The sequence below is a fragment of the Calothrix sp. CCY 0018 genome (genome assembly GCF_963920925.1).
Taxonomy (GTDB): Bacteria; Cyanobacteriota; Cyanobacteriia; order Cyanobacteriales; family Nostocaceae; genus Rivularia.
On the sequence record NZ_CAWUDI010000130.1, the window covers coordinates 1 to 701 of the forward strand.

The following is a 701-nucleotide window of genomic DNA, read 5'->3' on the forward strand; positions in this document are numbered from 1 at the left end:
CTTGATTTTTGTCATTATCTGCGGATAAACCCTCTCTAACTTTTCTCTAAGATGATTAGGATGATAACCGTGGTCTAATAAAATCGTTATTTTGGGAATATTGACAGGTTTTAATTTAAAATAATCAATGTTTTCAGTTAACATTTCAATCAAACCCGCATCATCCGAAACCGAAGCTTTGGTGCAGTGAGTAAAGAAGGGGAACCAATACGGTATCGACAGCAAGGTGTCTTTTAATACCATTTGTAGATTTGTAGAAACAATATCCTTTCGATGCAGCGCTGGCGTTACAAGTGTTTTTTACCGCCTGAGAGTCGATAATCAATAATGTTGTCCACTTGGGTTTTTTTTAACCTGTTCACGCACTTTACCGTGTAAAATACTCATTAGTTTTTCTATTACTCCTTCCGAACGCCACTGTTTGTAATGCCAATATACCGTTGAATATGGAGGCAAGTCTTTGGGTAAATCTTCCCAATTACAACCATTCTTTAGTTGATAAAATATACCATCCAATACTTCTCTTTTTGTCCAATTTGAAGGCCTAGTTTTCTTTTTCTTTGGCAATATCTGGGGCAATAGAGGTTCAAGGATTTCCCACTCTTCATCTGTTAGGCTACTGGAGTACGGCATGACTGCTGGGCAAAGCTTTTGGATTAAATGTACTTCAAGATACCAAAAGATGTCAAATGGGTTCTATA

The 701-nt window shown here is 37.1% G+C and carries 1 protein-coding gene and 1 pseudogene; both read right to left on the minus strand.

Annotated features, from left to right (window positions below; genetic code table 11):
• A pseudogene (locus tag ACM03V_RS34465) lies at positions 1 to 243 on the minus strand (hypothetical protein); the annotation flags it as partial.
• Positions 244 to 321: 78 nt separating this feature from the next.
• Positions 322 to 633 (minus strand): transposase, encoded by a 312-nt coding sequence (locus ACM03V_RS34470; protein ID WP_414625311.1) that lies wholly within the window; start codon positions 631 to 633, stop codon positions 322 to 324.
• Positions 634 to 701: the final 68 nt, after the last annotated feature.